Genomic DNA, 16,421 nt, shown 5'->3' with positions numbered 1-16,421 from the left:
GCCGCGATGTGATGGGGACACGGGCGCGGCAGCGGCGACGGCGATGGGGCGGGAAAGGCGTGCAGCCCCCCCGTCCCGATCCTGACCGTCCCATGCGCGCGTCATCGCGTCTGTTCCTTACGGTTGACGCGAAGGCAAAAGCCCATCGCGCCGCTGTCTGATATCGCCCGGTCGCGCGGCAATGCGCAGCATGGGCGGGTTTTCCGCGTGACACATGCCGCCGTCCGTTGATCCGGTGCCAGAGGTGCCGCGCTGCGAAACTGTTTGCGCCCCACAACCCGCGATTGCAGACCGAATGACGCATGGTTGCAACATAGAGGGGATAACGGGGAAAATTCAATGGCGAAAACGGCATGGCCGCCGATGCGCAGGTTCCGGCCGTTCGGAAATGGCGCGCGCAACACCCGTCACGCAGCCTTAACGCTTCTTTCACGCCCCTGTCGCATCCTTGCCCCATGCCCTTCGGGCAAGAAGGAGTCGCTGTCCATGCCGGTGATCAAGGTCAATGCCGATTGCGCGCTGCCCGCCGGATTGCCGCCCGCCTTGGCCGGGGCGCTTGGCGGCCTGCCCGGCCATGCGCCGGTCATCCTGATGATCCACGGCTATCGCTATTCCCCCGCCGCCGCCCATTGCGACCCGCACCGGCACATCCTGTCGCTTGATCCAGACCGCTCGGCCCGCCGGGCGCTGTCATGGCCCCGCGCGCTTGGCTTTGGCGCGGGGGCCGAGGACGAGGGGCTGGCCATCGCCTTCGGCTGGGAAGCGCGGGGGATGCTGGGCCAGGCCTATGCCCGCGCGGGAGAGGTGGGGCGGTCGCTGGCCGGGCTGGTGTCGCACCTGGCGGACCGGGCGGGCAGGCCCGTGGCGGTGATCGCCCATTCGCTGGGCGCGCGCGTCGCCCTGCAGGCCCTGCACCACGGGGAGCCCGGCTGCATCGGGCGCATGGTCCTGCTGGCGGGGGCCGAGTTCCGCGATACCGCCGCCGCCGCATTGGGCAGCCCCGCCGGGCGCGGGGCCGAGGTGCTGAACATCACCTCGCGCGAGAACGACCTGTTCGACTTCGGGATGGAGCTTTGGCTGGGCCGGGGGCGCAGGCAGGCGCTTGGCTTCGGGCTGGACCGTCCGGCGGGCAACTGGCTGGACCTGCAGATCGACGACGGGGAAACGCTGGCCGCGCTTGACCGGCTTGGCTTTGCGACCGAACGGCGCCCGCTGCGCTTGTCGCACTGGACACCCTATCTGCGGCGCGGGCTGTTCGATTTCTACCGTACCGCCTTGGCGCAGCCCTGGGCCTTGTCGCTGCCGATGCTGCGCGCCCGCCTGCCCGGCGGGATCCAGCCGCGTTGGTCGCGCCTGCTGGCCCCGCCCGCGCAATGGGGCGGCGCGCGGGCCTAGGCTCGCCTCCGCAGCTTGCAGGGTGGGGTTTGACCCACCACGCACCGGCAAAGGTGGGGTGGAACCCCACCCTACGGGCCCGGCGGATCGAACAAGCGGGATGCCTCCATTCGACTGGCGAAGGCCATCGCCTTCGCCACGCGACTCCATATCCACCTTCGCCACCGGGCCCCAGAGGCCCGGCCAGCGCCCGCCCCGCCCCCGACGGGCGCTTCTCGCCCACCGGGTCGGGCGCCGGCCTCCTGGGGTCGCGGAGTGGCACCGTCCCTGATGGCACCGTCACACGCGGGCGGGGAAACGCGATGCGTTTCCTGTTTCCGCCCGGTCACTGTCGCCACAAAGCCTATTTCGTGGCGTCGTCGGTCGGAACCTCGATGGAATGGGCGCGATACAGCCCGGCATTCCCCATCAGGAAGACAAAGATCACCAGCGGCATCCCGAAGGTCTTGAAGTAAACCCAGGTCGTCTCGGTCATCGTGCGCCAGACGACCTCGTTGGCGACGGCAAGCGCCAGGAACAGCAGCGCCATGCGCCCCGTCAGCTTGCGCCAGCCCTCGGCATCCATGGGCAGAGCCTCGGACAGGATCGCCTGGAGCCAGTTCCGGCGCGTGACCAGGCTGAAGCCCAAAAGCCCCGCGAACAGCAGATAGATGATCGTGGGCTTGATCTTGAAGAAGCGCGGGTCGTTCAGCCAGACCGACAGGCCCCCGAAGACCACCACCAGCAGCAGCGTGGCGATCTGCATGGGCGACAGGTGCCCCGTCAGCCGCCAGCGGATCAGCGTGGCAAGCGCAAGCGCGGGGATGAAGACCAGCGTGGCAAAGACCAGGGGCGTATAGTCCTGCCCCCACAGGCTGACGCTGCCGCCCCGGTTCAGCATGAAGACCGCGAAGAACAGCAGCAGCGGACCCCATTCCAGCGCGGGCAGCACCCAGGGTTTCGGTTCGGTCATCGCAGTTTTCCTTCATCGCTCAGGCCAGGGCTGTTTTCCCGCATCGCGGGCGGCGCGGCAAGGCCCGTGGCCTCAATCCAGCCGGATCGCGGCCAGGATCGGTCCCGGCAAGGCGTCGCGGCCCAGTTCCTTCTGGACCAGCAGCGCGTGGCGGGTGTCGGCGGGAAAGCTGTCATCCGCCGTCCCGTCCGGGCTGACGGTCATGCGCAGGGGCGCCGAGCCGTCCCATTCGGCCAGCCGGTCCAGCGACAGCACGACATTGGTGTAGGTCACGACCTTGCCGCGGTTCTCGCCCGCCGTCATCTCGACCGCGCGCTCGGGGGCATAGCGGACCAGCAGGATCCCGACCCCGCCGCCCAGGTCGGACAGGGGCATCAGCTCGATCCTCTGGCCGTCGGCGGTGGTTTCCCGCTGCACGCTGACCATGGCGGGGGCCACGCGGCTGGCGTCGATCAGCCCCATCAGCTGCGCGGGCCCAAGCGCCACCGCCGTATCCACGCCGTCCACGATCAGTTGCGGCGTATAGACCGCGTGCTCCCCCGCCGCGCGGGCATAGCTTTCCTGCCGGGCCGTGAACTCGGGCCGCGCGAAGCTGTCGGCCCAGCCGAGGTAATCCCAGTAATCGACATGGAAGGACAAGGGCAGGATGCCGGGCTCGCCCGACAGGGTGGCCAGCATCGCATCCGCAGGCGGGCAGGACGAGCAACCCTGGGAGGTGAAAAGCTCGACCACCACGGGCAGCGCATCGGCGAAGCCATAGCTTTCCATCGGCGGCGGCGTGTCGGTCGCGGCAAAGCTGTTGATCCCGCCCAGTTCCGTCGGCGCATAGGCCGAGGAAGGCGCCGACCGTCCGGGATCGCCGGGCGCCGGGATCACCGGCGCGCCGTCCATGCCGCCCGTGTCACCGTCATGAGCAGCGCCGATGTCGCCCATACCGCTGTTGCTTGGGCCCCTGCCCTCGCCTTCCAGGCCCTGGGCGGCGGCCATCCCGTCACAGGCGGCGGCCAGGCCGCACAGGATCGCGGCGACAAGGGTCTTCTTGCGCAGGGCTGCCGATGCGGCCAGCATTCCAGGGTCCGATCCTTGGGTCAAACGTCCATCCTGCATAGCGTCCGCCCCGCGCCCGGAACAAATCAACGCTTTGTTAGCCATGCCGTGAACGGGCCTTGTGCCCCTTGAGCAACACCCCCATCTATGGTATGCAATTGCATACAAATCACCGCGAGACACCTTGCGAAACCCCGTCCCATGGGGCAAAGCAAGGCCACGCACGCCGGACCCATCCAATTCGCAGACAGGGAGGCCCCATGCCTATCCAGATCGGAACCGATACCGCCAGGACACGCCGCAAGCTTTCGGCGGGCGGCAAGGATTACGCTTATTATTCCATCGCCGCCGCGACCGAGGCCGGGCTTGGGGATTTCTCGAAACTGCCCGCCGCGCTGAAGGTGGTGCTGGAAAACCTGCTGCGCTTCGAGGATGGCGGCTTTTCGGTGTCGGTCGATGACATCAAGGCCTTCGGCGAATGGGCGTCGCTCGGCGGCAAGAACCCGCGCGAGATCAACTATCGTCCCGCCCGCGTTCTGATGCAGGACTTCACCGGCGTTCCCGCCGTGGTGGACCTTGCGGCGATGCGCGACGGGATCATCGGCCTGGGGGGCAGCGCGCAGAAGATCAACCCGCTGAACCCGGTCGATCTGGTCATCGACCATTCGGTGATGATCGACGAATTCGGCAACCCGCGCGCCTTCCAGCGCAACGTGGACCTGGAATACGAACGCAACATCGAGCGCTACCAGTTCCTGAAATGGGGCCAGAACGCGTTCCAGAATTTCCGCGTGGTGCCGCCCGGAACCGGCATCTGCCACCAGGTGAACCTGGAATACCTGGCCCAGACCGTCTGGACCGACACCGACCAGAACGGCGAGCTGGTCGCATATCCCGACACGCTGGTGGGCACCGACAGCCACACCACCATGGTCAACGGCCTGGCGGTGCTCGGCTGGGGCGTCGGCGGGATCGAGGCCGAGGCCGCGATGCTGGGCCAGCCCGTGTCCATGCTGATCCCGGAAGTCGTGGGCTTCAAGCTGACCGGCAAGATGGTCGAGGGCACCACCGCCACCGACCTGGTGCTGAAGGTCGTGGCGATGCTGCGCAAGCACGGCGTCGTGGGCAAGTTCGTCGAATTCTATGGCGAGGGGCTGGACAACCTGCCGCTGGCCGACCGCGCGACCATCGCCAACATGGCCCCCGAATACGGCGCCACCTGCGGCTTCTTCCCCATCGACGACGAAACGCTGCGCTATCTGCGCAACACCGGCCGCGACGAGGACCGCATCGCCCTGGTCGAAGCCTATGCCAAGGAAAACGGCTTCTGGCGCGGCGCGGATTACGATCCGGTCTATTCCTCGACCCTGCACCTGGACATGGGGGAAATCGTCCCGGCGATTTCCGGCCCCAAGCGTCCGCAGGATTACCTGCCGCTGACCGACTCGGCCCGTGTCTTCTACAAGGTCGTGGCGGATTACCGCGGCGTCGATCTGACCCAGGACGGGTTGGCGATGGGCGCGGAAGGCGGTGCCGTCGTGGCGCCCGCCAAGGACGTGCGCAAGACCGCCAAGGTCGAGGGCACGGATTACACGATCCGCGACGGATCGGTCGTGATCGCGGCGATCACAAGCTGCACCAACACCTCGAACCCCTATGTGATGATCGGGGCGGGTCTGGTCGCCCGCAAGGCGCGCGCGCTTGGCCTGAACCGCAAGCCCTGGGTCAAGACTTCGCTGGCGCCCGGCTCTCAGGTGGTTGGTGAATACCTGGAAGCCGCCGGGTTGCAGGAGGATCTGGACGCCCTGGGCTTCAACCTGGTGGGTTACGGCTGCACCACCTGCATCGGCAACTCGGGGCCCCTGGGCGATCCGGCGATCTCCAAGGCGATCCACGACAACGACCTGGTGGCGACCGCCGTGCTGTCGGGCAACCGCAACTTCGAAGGGCGCATCAGCCCCGACGTGCGCGCGAACTTCCTGGCCTCGCCGCCGCTGGTGGTGGCCTATGCCATCGCGGGCGACCTGAACATCGACCTGACCAAGGATCCGATCGGCCAGACGCCGGAAGGCCGCGATGTCTATCTGAAGGACATCTGGCCGACCAACCAGGAGATCGCCGATCTGGTCCACGCCACCGTCACGCGCGAGGCGTTCCAGTCGAAATACGCCGACGTGTTCAAGGGCGACGCCCGCTGGCAGGCGGTCGAGGTGACGGACAGCGAGACCTATGACTGGCCGCCGACCTCGACCTATATCCAGAACCCGCCCTATTTCCAGGGCATGGCCAAGGAAGCCGGTGTCATCAGCGACATCGACGGCGCGCGCGTCCTGGCGATCCTGGGCGACATGATCACCACCGACCACATCAGCCCGGCCGGTTCCTTCAAGCCGACTACTCCGGCTGGCATCTACCTGACCGAACGGCAGGTCGCGCCCAAGGATTTCAACAGCTACGGCTCGCGCCGGGGCAACCACGAGATCATGATGCGCGGCACCTTCGCCAATATCCGCATCAGGAACGAGATGCTGGACGGCGTTGAGGGCGGCTTCACCAAGGGGCCGGACGGCAAGCAGACGACGATCTTCGACGCCTCGATGGCCTATCAGGATGCGGGCACGCCGCTGGTGATCTTTGGCGGCATCGAATACGGCGCGGGGTCCAGCCGTGACTGGGCGGCCAAGGGCACCAACCTGCTGGGCGTCAAGGCCGTGATCGCGGAGAGCTTCGAGCGCATCCACCGCTCGAACCTGGTCGGCATGGGCGTCGTGCCCCTGGAGTTCCTGCCGGGCGAGAACCGCAAGACCCTGGGCCTGAAGGGCGATGAGGTCGTCTCGATCCACGGCCTTGCGGGGGACTTCAAGCCGCTGTCGCTGGTGCCCTGCACCATCCGCTATGCGGACGGCACGGTGAAGGAGATCCAGCTCAAGGCCCGCGTCGATACCGAGGTCGAGATCGAATACCTCAAGAACGGCGGCGTGCTGCATTACGTGCTGCGCAACCTGGCCAAGAGCTGATCCGGCCCATCACCAATCTGAACCCCCGCTGTCCGCAGCGGGGGTTTTTCATTGACCCCGCGCCCCTTCCCCGCCATATCCGCCTTGCGCGGAGGGCTGGATGACCGCGGCGGTGCGCCGTCGAGGAAAGTCCGGACTCCATGAGGCGACGGTGCCGGGTAACGCCCGGCGGGGGCAACCCCAGGGAAAGCGCCACAGAGAACAAACCGCCTGCATCCGTGCAGGCAAGGGTGAAACGGTGGGGTAAGAGCCCACCGGGGGCCTGGCAACAGGCCCCGCATGGCAAGCCCCACCGGGAGCAATGCCGAATAGGGACCGCGCGCGGAGCGATCCGCAGGGCCGCCTTGCCCCAGCAGGTCCGGGTAGGCAGCTTGATCCGGCGGGCAACCGCCGGGCCAGAGGAATGGTCATCCAGCCGCCCTTGGGCGGTGGACAGAATCCGGCTTACAGGCCCTCCGCGCAATCTGTCCGGTTTTTCCATATTTTGCACGGCGACTCGGGTTGACTTCGCCGCATCCGTGGGTAAAAGGCGGGCTTCAAACGAATTCCACGGGGTCTGCGCCGCGCGATTGCCCCGAAGCAGGAGCAATGACATGGCGAAGCCGACCACCATCAAGATCCGGCTGAACTCGACCGCCGGCACGGGCCACTTCTACGTGACCAAGAAGAACGCCCGCACCATGACCGAAAAGATGACCGTCCGCAAATACGACCCGGTCGTCCGTCAGCACGTCGAATATAAGGAAGGCAAGATCAAGTAAGGATCTTGCAGGATAGGGCCGAACAGTCGGTTCGATCGGATAGAGGGCGCTTTCGGGCGCCCTTTTTGTTTTGGACGGGTTGTTTTTTAGCCTCCAAGTATGCTGCAAGAGTTGAGTGCTTGATCAGTTCCCTGCATCAAAGCGGACGGTTTGAGCCCTTTGCAGGCATGGCGCCTTCCGCCAGGGCTGACCTTATTGCATCCAGGAGGACATGATTTGGGCAACGCACTGGTGCCGGAGTTCTCGGCCTCCAACTGGCAAAAATCAAAAGCGTTCTATTGCGGCGTGCTTGGTTTCGAATGTGTCTATGAGCGTCCCGAGGAAGGCTTTTGTTACCTTCGGTTAGGAGATGCGGAACTGATGATCGATCAGATAGGAGAAGGTCGCACCTTCGATGCAGGGCATCTTCCTGTCAGCTATCCCTTTGGAATGGGCTTGAACGTGCAGATCCGCGTACCCTCTATTACCCCCTTGGTAGAAGCTCTCGCCCGCATCGGGCACCCGCTTTTCCTTCCCGTGGAAGACAAATGGTATCGTGTCGGTGCCGAAGAGGGCGGAAACAGGCAATTTGTTGTTGCCGATCCTGACGGTTACCTGTTGCGATTCTTCCAGGATCTCGGGATGCGTCCCTGCAGGGCTTGATGCAGGTTAAGGATCAAGCCTCCGCCTTGTCCGCATAACCCACCTCGCGGCCCGGCTCACGCCAGCACGAACTCCACCCCCGGCAGCACCGCGATCTCGGCCACGTCGGCGCGGTAGTTGTCCGTCACCCGGTCCACGACCTCCTGCGTCCATCCCGGCAGGTCGATCACCTGGTCCAGCGCGTGGCCCTGGATCACCTCGGACGAAATCGCGCGGCGCTGCGCGACGCTCAGCCGGTCCTGCGTGGACAGTGCCTCTTTCAGGCGGGCCATGCCTTCCTCGCTCAGGAGCTCCTCCAGATACATCGTGCCGCCCTTCAACGGCGCATCCGGGGGGATGTTGCCCGCAAGGCGCGCGATCTCGGGCCAGATCAGGGGAACGTCCTCGTGGCACCAGATCACCACGCGGTGGCCGGGAACCGCGCGCAGCAGCGCCTGGATCGGGTCGCGCCAGCGCAGGTCCAGCGGCTGGCGGCCCTGCATCAACACGTGATAGCCGCCGCCGGTGAAGATCGGCAGCACCTCGGCGATCAGGGTGGCGGGGTTGCGGATCGCCAGGAAGAATTCGACCTGATGGTCGGGGAACAGGTTGGCAAGGGCCGCCGCCCGCGCGCCCATCTGCGGGTAAAGCCCCGCCTGCCCCACCACCCGGCCCGGCGCGCCCATGAAGGTGGGCGTGGAGAAGACCGCGCGCACCGGGGATTCGCTGTGCAGGACCGCGTCCAGCATGATCTGCTGCATCTCGGCCGTGGCGGGCCCGCCCTTCAGCGACATCAGCGCCTCTTCGAACAGGCCGCGATGGCGGTTGGGCGTGATCACGTCGGTACCATGCTGCATCAGCCAGTCGCGGTTGTTCAGCAGCGTCTTGAGCAGCCTGTCGCCATCCGTACCATGCACCCCCAGATGAAACACCATCTGCATATCGGCCTTGATCCTTCTTTCTGCGCGCCCCTTGGGCTGGCGCACAGTAGCGGCGCGTTTCGCGCAGTCAAATCGCATTTGGCGCAAAGGCGGCTTGCGGAAAAGCCCGCCAGCAGCTATCGCAGGAACCGTCGCTTCACGCGCGGATGCCGGTTTAGCTCAGCAGGTAGAGCAGCTGATTTGTAATCAGAAGGTCGCGGGTTCGATTCCTGCAACCGGCACCATCTTCTCAGCCGTTGGACATCCCCCTGGCCCCGCCCTATAACGCGCGAAACCCAGACCGCTTACAGGTGCAACATGATCAAGGTCTTCGGCCATACCTCTCCCGATACGGATTCGACCGGTTCCCCCATCATCTGGGCCTGGTATCTGAACGAGGTCCGCAAGACCCCCGCCCAAGCCGTGCTGCAGGGAGAGCCGAACACCGAGGCCCTGTGGATGCTGAAGCGGTGGAACCTGGACAAGCCGCAGATCATCGCCGATGTCGCGGCGGGCGACCAATGCGTCATCGTGGACACCAACAACCCCGCCGAACTGCCCGCCAGCCTGGACCAGGCCGAGGTGATCGAGATCATCGACCACCACCTGCTGGCCGGCGGCATCAAGACCCGCGTGCCGATCAACATCACCGTGCGCCCGCTGGCCTGCACCGCCACCATCATGCACGACCTGATCGGCGAGGACATGGCCCGCGCGCCGGAATCCATCCGGGGCGCGATGCTGACCTGCATCCTGTCGGACACGCTGGAATTCCGCAGCCCGACCACCACCGCCCATGACCGCGCCGTGGCCGAGAAGCTCGCAGCAGACCTTGGCGTCAACATCACCGACTATGCGACCGAGATGTTCGCGGCCAAGTCCGATGTCAGCGCGTTTTCCGACGAGGCACTGCTGCGCACGGACAGCAAGGAATACGAACTGGGCGGCAAGCAACTGCGCATCACGGTGCTGGAAACCACCTCTCCGCAGATGCTGCTGGCGCGCAAGGACGCGCTGCTGGCCGCCATGCCGCGCGTCGCGGCCGAGGATGGCGCGGACCAGGTGCTGTGCTTCATCGTCGATATCCTGCGCGAGGAAGCGACCCTGCTGATCCCCAACGACTTCGTCCGCCAGTTGGCGGAACGCAGCTTCGGCGTGACCGTTTCGGGCGACAGCGTGGTCCTGCCCGGCGTGATGAGCCGCAAGAAGCAGATCATCCCGGTCCTTGCGCTGTAATGACCCGGATCATCCAGTCGCTGTCGCAGATCGGCGCCGATTACGACGTGCTGTTCTGCGACCTGTGGGGCTGCCTGCACAACGGCAAGCAGCGCTATCCCGCCGCCGTGGCTGCGCTCCAGGCGTTCCGCCGGGGGGGCGGCCGGGTCGTGCTGATGACCAATGCGCCGCGCCCGAACCAGTATGTGATCGCCCAGCTTGACCGCATGGGCGTGCCGCGCGACGCTTGGGACATCGTCGTGAGTTCGGGCGACGCCGCGCAGGAGGCGATGTTCGAAGGCCGCGTCGGCCGCAAGGTCTGGCATATCGGCACCGACAAGGACGACGGCTTCTTCGACGACATTCCCGCCGAATTCGCCGGTGCCGCCCCGATCCACCGCGTTTCCCTGGCCGAGGCCGAGGGGATCGTCGCCACCGGCCCGTTCGAGGAACTGACCGAGACGCCGGGGGATTACCACGACCGGCTGATGGAGGCGCGCGAGCGTGGCCTGCCGCTGCTCTGCGCCAACCCCGACATCGTCGTGGACATGGGCGAGACGCGGATCTACTGCGCCGGTGCCTTGGCGGAATATTACGAGGGGCTTGGCGGCACGTCGCTCTATTTCGGCAAACCGCATCCACCGATCTATGACCGCGCGCGGCGCCTGCTGGATCTGGGGCCGGACGCGCGGATCCTGGCGGTCGGCGACGGCATCTTCACCGATGTGAAGGGTGGGCTGGAGCAAGGCATCGACGTGCTGTTCGTGACCGGCGGACTGGCGGCGGACGCGCTGGGGCCCGATGTCGAGAACCCCGACCAGGGCCTGCTGCTGGACTGGCTGGGCGGCCATGCGCTGACCCCGCAATACAGCATCGGCCGGTTGCGCTGACAGGCCGGCGGCTGATCGGCATTCAGCAGACATGAGGCGGCGTCTGACCGGGCGGGACAAGGAAACGCATGCGTTTCCCCCGCCCGCGTGATCGGTTGCCATCAGAAACGGTCCCGCTCAAACCCACGAGAGGCCAGCGCCCGACCCGGTGGGCGTGAAGCGCCTGCCAGTGGCGGGGCGGGCGCTGGCCGGGCCTTTGAGGCCCGGCGGTGTTGATGGTTATGGAGCCACGTGGCGAAGGCAAGGGCCTTCGCCAGATCAGGGGCGGCGCAGGTGTGGGTGCCGGTCTGCCCTAGCGGCGGCAGGAAAACACATGCACCGAAGACGGAATGCGCAGCGTTGTCCCTTCGCTGAACAAGGCGAAGCTGCCTTCGATCTGTTCAGCAATCGCCGCGCGATCCTGGGGCGTGGCGTTGCAGATCCGCAGCAGGCGCGCGGCGGGTCCGACATGGGTGGCAAGGCTTGCCGCGCCCGAGGCTCCGCCGGGCGGCGTCAGGTCGATCCGCAGAGTCTCGGCCCGCCTTTCAGACAAACCCGCATGCGCCATCAGATCCAGCACATGACCCGCATCCGCGAAGGCCAGCGGACCGGGGCCGTTCGACGGCGGCTCCCGCGGGCCGCCCAGCCGCTGCCGGGCGGCCTGTTCGGGGATGGTGAACCAGGGATTTTCCGCCAGTCCTGCCCAGGACAGGAAGACCATGCGCCCGCCCTCGCGCAGCGCACCGGCCAGGTTGCGGAAACCCGCCACGCTGTCGTCAAAGAAGCTCATCCCGAAGCGGGAGATCAGGACATCGCGGCTTTCGAGGGCAAGCCGCTCGACCTGCGCGTCGCACAGGTGGAACGAGGCATTCGCAGCCCCTTCGGCCAAGGCGCGTTGCCGCGCCCGGTCCAGCATCGGTGCCGCGATGTCCAGCCCCAGCACGCCGCCTTGGGGAACCCGCCGCGCGGCGGCGATCGTGCTGGCCCCGGTGCCGCAGCCGACATCCAGGACATGCTCGGCCCCGGTCAAGGCGGCGGCATCCAGCAGCGCGGACAGAAGGCCCTCCATCGTGGCGTCCAGGGCGCGTTCATGGTCAACCCAAGCCCGCCCGGCGGGTGAAGTCCAGAAATCCGCCTGCGGCTGGTTGGCGATACGGCCCATGGCAAGTCCTTTCTATGCGTAACAATATTATACTTTGGTTGAATATCTCATAAGTTTATTGCTTGAAGACTGTTTCGCTGCTATGCAGCATCGGCAAGCTGATCGGTCATCCAAGGGAACATGCCATGCTGGACAACCTTCCCCGCGGCACCATCGTCATCGAGGATCTGGAGGTGGGCATGACCCGCCACCTGCAAAAGCAGGTGACCGACCGCGACATCGAACTGTTCGCCGAGGTTTCGACCGACCGCAACCCGGTGCATCTGGACGACGATTATGCCCGCGACACGATCTTCGAAGGGCGCATCGCGCATGGGATGCTGACCGCCGGGCTGATCTCGGCGGTGATCGGGGAACAGTTGCCGGGCCATGGCACGGTCTATCTGGGCCAGACGCTGAAGTTCATGGCCCCCGTCCGCCCCGGCGACACCGTCCGGGCCGAGGTGACGGTGGACGGCATCGACCACGCGAAGCGGCGGGTCACACTTGCAACCCGCTGCCTCGTGGGTGATACGGTCGTCCTGAAAGGCGAGGCGGTCGTTCTGGCGCCAAGCCGCAAGTTCGACTGACGGGGCACCCGCGCCCCAGTGGGGGCACCCTTTGCAGATCCATCGCGATTGGACAGGACTTCCGGCAGGCGCCCGCGGCGCATCCGTCGCCATGGGCAATTTCGACGGCATCCACCTGGGCCACCGCGCCGTGATCGAGGCCGCGCGCCAGACGGGCGCGCCGCTGGGCATCGTCACCTTCGAGCCCCACCCCCGCCAGTTCTTCGCCCCCGACGCCCCGCCCTTCCGGCTGATGAATTCCGAATCGCGCGCCAACCGGCTGGCCCGGCTGGGGGTGGAACAGCTTTACGAACTGCCTTTCGGCGCGGTGCTGGCGGGGCTGTCGCCCGAGGCTTTCGCCCGCGACGTTCTGGTGGGTGGGCTTGGCGTCAGCCATGTGACGGTCGGCGCGGATTTCGTTTTCGGCAAGGACCGCGCGGGCAATGTCGCCACCCTGCGGGATCTGGGGGGGCAGCTTGGCTTTGGCGTGACGGCGGTGCCGCTGGTGGGCACCGGGGGGCAGCACTACAGTTCCACCGCGATCCGGCAGGCGCTCACCGAAGGGCGGCCCCGCGATGCCGAGCGGATGCTGGGCCATCTGCACCGGATCGAGGGCGAGGTGATCCACGGCAACAAGCGCGGCCGCGAATTCGGCTGGCCCACCGCGAACATGCGCATGGACGACCTGCACCTGCCGCGCCTGGGCGTCTATGCGGTTGTCGTGGACGTGCTGACCGGGCCGGACAAGCTGTCCTGCCAAGGGGTTGCCAGCCTGGGCGTGCGGCCCATGTTCGGACGCAATGCCCCGAACCTTGAGGTTCACCTGTTCGATTTCAACGGCGATCTTTATGGCCAGCATCTTTCGGTCGGACTGGTTGAATTCCTGCGCGACGAGGCCAAATTCGACAGCGTGCAAGTCTTGATCGATCAGATTGCCGCCGATGCGGAGCAGGCCCGCGCGGTGCTGGCGGGCGCGTGATGCGCGAGCGGTTCTGGGAACTGCCCCTGCCCCAGTTGCAGCCCGACGAATGGGAGGCGCTGTGCGACGGCTGCGGCAAGTGCTGCCTGAACAAGATCGAATACGAGGACACGGGCGAACTGGCCTTCACCCGCGTGGCCTGCAAGCTGCTGGACGGCGAGAAATGCCAGTGCAGCAGCTACGCGAACCGCCACGACTACGTCCCCGACTGCGTCGTCCTGACGCCCAGGAAGCTGGCCGAGATCGCCTGGTGGCTGCCCGCGACCTGCGCCTATCGCCTGCGCCACGAGGGGCGGCCCTTGTACAAGTGGCACCACCTGATCTCGGGCGACCGCGAAAGCGTCCACCGCGCAGGCGCCAGCGTGCGCGGCTGGACGGTCAGCGAGGCCGCCGTGAGCGAGGAGGACTGGGAGGACCACATCATCGAGGATCTGTCCTGATCCCCCGCCCCGGTCATCAGGCCGCGAAGCGTTCGCCCAGTTCCACCACCCGGTTGCGCGGCAGCCGGAAGTAATCCGACGGATCCGCCGAGAACCGATACAGCAGCGCGTAAAGCGAGGCCAGGAACCGCTTGATCCCGAAAGAGGCCGCGAAAACCGGCCTGCGCCTGCCCAGGAAGAAGCTCGTGCTCATCACGTCGAAGCGCAGCCCGGCCTTGCGCGCGGCCAGCATCGCGCGCGACACGTTCGGCGTCTCCATATAGCCGAAGCGCAGCGTCAGGCGCCCGAAGCGGTCGTCCACGGGCTCGAAGGTGGCGCGTTCCTCGGGGGTGGCGACGGGCACGCGCAGGGTTTCCACCGTCAGCAGCACGTTCTGCTGGTGCAGCACCCGGTTGTGCTTGAGGTTGTGCAGCAGCGCGGATGGCACCACCGTCGGGTCCGAGGTCAGAAACAGCGCCGTGCCCGGCACGACATGCACCGAACTGTGCGACATGCTTTTGACGAAGCTGGCAAAATCCACGGCCGAGCGGTGGGTCTTCTGGGCCACGGATTGCGTCCCGCTCCACCAGGCCCACATGATGACGCCCATCGCAAAGGCCAGCAGCAGGGGCACATAGCCGCCGTCCAGAACCTTGACCAGGTTGGCCGACAGGAAGGACATCTCGATCAGGCCGATGGGGATCAGCATCGCCAGCCCCGCCCAGAGGGGCATCCGCCGCGAGGCGCGCAGATAGATCAGCGCCAGGGCGGTCGTCACCAGCATGGTCCCCGTGACGGCGATCCCATAGGCCGAGGCGAGCGCCTCGGAGGTGCGGAAGGAAATCACCAGCCACAAGACGCCGATCAAGAGCCCCCAGTTGATCGCCGGGATATAGATCTGCCCGCTGAGTTGGGCAGAGGTATGGCGGATCCGCATCCGGGGCAGCAGGCCCAACTGGATCGCCGAGCGGGCCATGGAAAACGCGCCCGAGATCACCGCCTGCGCCGCGATCACGGTCGCCGCCGTGGCAAGCGCGACAAGGGCGGGCAGCAGCCAGCCGGGCACCATGGCATAGAAGGGCGCCTCGATCGCGGAATGGTCGCGCAGCACAAGCGCCCCCTGCCCCAGATAGTTCAGGACAAGCGCCGGGAAGATCAGGATGAACCAGGCCAGCACGATGGGGCGGCGCCCGAAATGGCCCAGGTCGGCATAAAGCGCCTCGGCCCCCGTCACGGCCAGGAAGACCGATCCCATCACGACAAAGGCCACGCCCTGGTGCTCCAGAAGGAAGCGGACGAGCCAGACGGGGTTGAAGGCCGCCAGGATCGCCGGATCGTCGACGATGTGCCACAAGCCCATGCCGCCCATGGTCAGGAACCAGATCACGGTGATGGGCCCGAAAAAGCGCGACACATGCGCCGTCCCCGCCTTTTGCACCAGGAACAGCCCGATCAGGATCGCCACGGTCGCGGGCACGATCCAGTCCTGGAAGGCGGGAACCACCAGCGACACGCCTTCGACCGCCGACAGGACGGAAATCGCGGGCGTGATGATCGCATCGCCGAAGAACAGCGCCGCGCCCGCAAGGGCCAGCAGCAGCACGGGAATCACCCGATGCCCGATGGCAAGCCGCGCCAGCGTGTACAGCGCCAGCACCCCGCCTTCGCCCCGGTTGTCGTTGCGCAGCAGGAACAGCACGTATTTCACCGTCACGATCAGGATCAGCGTCCAGATCAGCAGCGACAGAAGGCCCAGCACCTCGGCCCGCTGCAACCCGTCGGCGGCGACCGGGCGCAATGCCTCGCGGAAGGCGTAAAGGGGGCTGGTGCCGATATCGCCGTAAACCACGCCCACCGCGCCGACCATCAGGGCCGCCAGGCTTTGCGGGGGCGGGATATGGGGCTCTTCCCCTTCCTCGCGAAGATAGGTCGCGATGTCGAGTTCGTCGTCGTCAAGTGTCTGGCTGACAGCGCGACTTGCCGGGTCCGGGCCTTGGGGCATGATTGTCCGATGATGACCGTTCCGCCGAACGGAACCTTTGCTACATACATCCCCCCGAACGCGCTGCACAGGGGTGTTGATGCATCCCGGCACGGTGCGCTGCCTTCATGGATCTGCGGGAAGTGCCGCGAACCATTCCGCATAGGGCGTGTTGCGCGCCATCCTGCGGTTCAGGTCGGGCGCGCCGTCGGTCCACCAGACCGGCCCGCGTTCGCCAAGCGCGACCTTGGCCCTGTGGACGGCACCATGCGCGGCGTCTTCGGCGGGTTTGTCGCCCGCCGCGCGGGCCGCCCTGACCGTCCGGCGCGCCGCCATCAGTTCGGCTGTCAGGCGCGTCCGGCAGGCTTCATCCAGGTTCGGATTGGCCGCCCGCCACAACCGGCCACGGACAACGATATAGCGCCTGTCGGGGGTCAGGGGAGGCATGGCCGGTCAAGGGAAGGTTTGGGGACCGGCGCTGGCCCGATGGCGTCGCGCCCCGGCTGGCGGTGAAGGTCGCTGGAACGTCCAGGTT

Annotated in this window: 15 protein-coding genes, 1 tRNA gene and 1 other RNA gene; 11 read left to right on the top strand and 6 right to left on the bottom strand. The window is 66.5% G+C overall.

Going from position 1 to position 16,421, the window contains the following annotated elements; all coding sequences use genetic code 11:
* Positions 1-486: 486 nt before the first annotated feature.
* Complete coding sequence (locus AAIL68_RS07300; protein ID WP_347139028.1) at positions 487-1,395, top strand: hypothetical protein; 909 nt, start codon at positions 487-489, stop codon at positions 1,393-1,395.
* Positions 1,396-1,738: 343 nt separating this feature from the next.
* On the opposite strand, the gene AAIL68_RS07295 is transcribed toward AAIL68_RS07300, so the two are convergent.
* Both AAIL68_RS07295 and AAIL68_RS07290 read right to left on the bottom strand, forming a co-directional pair.
* Positions 1,739-2,347 carry an inner membrane-spanning protein YciB gene (locus AAIL68_RS07295; RefSeq protein ID WP_347139026.1) on the bottom strand — a complete coding sequence of 203 codons (609 nt, stop codon included), beginning with the start codon at positions 2,345-2,347 and terminating at the stop codon, positions 1,739-1,741.
* 72 nt (positions 2,348-2,419) lie between these two features.
* Positions 2,420-3,415, bottom strand: coding sequence for a DUF1223 domain-containing protein (locus tag AAIL68_RS07290; RefSeq protein ID WP_347139025.1), 996 nt, complete (start codon positions 3,413-3,415; stop codon positions 2,420-2,422).
* A gap of 239 nt (positions 3,416-3,654) precedes the next feature.
* Here AAIL68_RS07290 and acnA point away from each other — a divergent pair, with 239 nt between their 5' ends.
* The 4 genes from acnA (at position 3,655) to AAIL68_RS07270 (ending at position 7,814) form a co-directional block, all read left to right on the top strand.
* Positions 3,655-6,411, top strand: coding sequence for an aconitate hydratase AcnA (gene acnA / locus AAIL68_RS07285; protein WP_347139024.1), 2,757 nt, complete (start codon positions 3,655-3,657; stop codon positions 6,409-6,411).
* An 88-nt stretch (positions 6,412-6,499) separates the two neighbouring features.
* Positions 6,500-6,874: RNase P RNA component class A (gene rnpB, locus AAIL68_RS07280), an RNA gene on the top strand.
* 130 nt (positions 6,875-7,004) lie between these two features.
* A complete protein-coding gene (rpmG, locus tag AAIL68_RS07275) occupies positions 7,005-7,172 on the top strand; it encodes a 50S ribosomal protein L33 (protein WP_022707377.1) in 168 nt (55 codons plus the stop codon).
* A gap of 216 nt (positions 7,173-7,388) precedes the next feature.
* Positions 7,389-7,814, top strand: a complete 426-nt coding sequence (locus AAIL68_RS07270; protein WP_347139023.1) for a VOC family protein — start codon at positions 7,389-7,391, stop codon at positions 7,812-7,814.
* 56 nt (positions 7,815-7,870) lie between these two features.
* Here the strand turns inward: AAIL68_RS07270 and AAIL68_RS07265 are convergent, their stop codons facing one another.
* A complete protein-coding gene (locus AAIL68_RS07265; protein WP_347139022.1) occupies positions 7,871-8,734 on the bottom strand; it encodes a hypothetical protein in 864 nt (287 codons plus the stop codon).
* A 148-nt stretch (positions 8,735-8,882) separates the two neighbouring features.
* Here AAIL68_RS07265 and AAIL68_RS07260 point away from each other — a divergent pair.
* The 3 genes from AAIL68_RS07260 (at position 8,883) to AAIL68_RS07250 (ending at position 10,818) form a co-directional block, all read left to right on the top strand.
* Positions 8,883-8,958, top strand: a tRNA-Thr gene (locus tag AAIL68_RS07260).
* Between the two features lie 73 nt (positions 8,959-9,031).
* A complete protein-coding gene (locus AAIL68_RS07255) occupies positions 9,032-9,949 on the top strand; it encodes a manganese-dependent inorganic pyrophosphatase (RefSeq protein WP_347139020.1) in 918 nt (305 codons plus the stop codon).
* On the top strand, positions 9,949-10,818 hold the full coding sequence (locus tag AAIL68_RS07250; RefSeq protein ID WP_347139019.1) for a TIGR01459 family HAD-type hydrolase: 870 nt from the start codon (positions 9,949-9,951) through the stop codon (positions 10,816-10,818). The genes AAIL68_RS07255 and AAIL68_RS07250 overlap by 1 nt, the downstream gene beginning before the upstream one ends.
* A gap of 292 nt (positions 10,819-11,110) precedes the next feature.
* Here the strand turns inward: AAIL68_RS07250 and AAIL68_RS07245 are convergent, their stop codons facing one another.
* Positions 11,111-11,959 carry a class I SAM-dependent methyltransferase gene (locus AAIL68_RS07245; protein ID WP_347139018.1) on the bottom strand — a complete coding sequence of 283 codons (849 nt, stop codon included), beginning with the start codon at positions 11,957-11,959 and terminating at the stop codon, positions 11,111-11,113.
* Positions 11,960-12,084: 125 nt separating this feature from the next.
* Between AAIL68_RS07245 and AAIL68_RS07240 the strand changes: the two genes are divergently transcribed.
* The 3 genes from AAIL68_RS07240 to AAIL68_RS07230 are packed head-to-tail and all read left to right on the top strand — an operon-like array spanning position 12,085 to position 13,926.
* On the top strand, positions 12,085-12,528 hold the full coding sequence (locus AAIL68_RS07240) for a MaoC family dehydratase (RefSeq protein WP_347139017.1): 444 nt from the start codon (positions 12,085-12,087) through the stop codon (positions 12,526-12,528).
* Between the two features lie 31 nt (positions 12,529-12,559).
* Positions 12,560-13,486 carry a bifunctional riboflavin kinase/FAD synthetase gene (locus AAIL68_RS07235; protein ID WP_347139016.1) on the top strand — a complete coding sequence of 309 codons (927 nt, stop codon included), beginning with the start codon at positions 12,560-12,562 and terminating at the stop codon, positions 13,484-13,486.
* Positions 13,486-13,926 (top strand): YcgN family cysteine cluster protein, encoded by a 441-nt coding sequence (locus AAIL68_RS07230; RefSeq protein ID WP_347139014.1) that lies wholly within the window; start codon positions 13,486-13,488, stop codon positions 13,924-13,926. Before AAIL68_RS07235 ends, AAIL68_RS07230 begins: the two co-directional genes overlap by 1 nt.
* 16 nt (positions 13,927-13,942) lie before the next feature.
* Here the strand turns inward: AAIL68_RS07230 and AAIL68_RS07225 are convergent, their stop codons facing one another.
* Together AAIL68_RS07225 and AAIL68_RS07220 are read right to left on the bottom strand one after the other, a co-directional pair.
* The gene (locus AAIL68_RS07225; RefSeq protein WP_347139013.1) at positions 13,943-15,907 is read right to left on the bottom strand and encodes a potassium transporter Kup; all 1,965 of its coding nucleotides are present in this window, start codon (positions 15,905-15,907) and stop codon (positions 13,943-13,945) included.
* A gap of 105 nt (positions 15,908-16,012) precedes the next feature.
* Complete coding sequence (locus AAIL68_RS07220) at positions 16,013-16,333, bottom strand: hypothetical protein (RefSeq protein ID WP_347139012.1); 321 nt, start codon at positions 16,331-16,333, stop codon at positions 16,013-16,015.
* Between the last annotated feature and the right edge of the window lie 88 nt (positions 16,334-16,421).

The sequence above is a fragment of the Paracoccus sp. SSK6 genome, from assembly GCF_039770665.1.
In the GTDB taxonomy this organism is placed as follows: Bacteria; Pseudomonadota; Alphaproteobacteria; order Rhodobacterales; family Rhodobacteraceae; genus Paracoccus.
The sequence above is the reverse complement of the archived record's forward strand: the minus strand, read 5'-3'. Positions and strand labels throughout refer to the sequence as shown.